Source organism: Salinimicrobium oceani (genome assembly GCF_012037645.1).
Genome location: NZ_JAAVJR010000984.1, coordinates 1 through 378 on the forward strand (window position 1 = coordinate 1; position 378 = coordinate 378).

1 protein-coding gene is annotated in these 378 nt (G+C 32.5%); it reads left to right on the forward strand.

Translation table 11 applies throughout. From position 1 onward, the window contains the following. Positions 1-378 (forward strand): XAC2610-related protein (locus tag HC175_RS20375; RefSeq protein ID WP_438865971.1); only part of this gene is annotated, 378 nt, incomplete at both ends.

Here is a 378-nt window from a genome sequence, read left to right on the forward strand (position 1 = left end):
TTTTCTTCTAAACTTTTTTCTCAGGAAATCCTGAAATATTCTGATGGAGATCTTGAATTCAGTCTGACTAAAGTTTGCGAAGAACAAGACTGTCAGATAAGTAAAATTCAAGTATTGAAAAATGGGGTATTAAAGCAGTCAATTAAACCGGGTAAAAATAATTTCCGTAAAACATTTCCTGTAGATCAACTCTTTTTAACAGAGGACATGAATTTTGACGGCAGAACGGATTTTAGATTAATTGAATTTTTACCTGCCGGCCCAAATATTCCTTATTTATATTGGATATACAATCCAGAACAAGACCTTTTCGAAGCAAACTCAGCATACACAGAGATAATTTTCCCCGATTTTGATAATGAAAAGAAGGAAATCAAT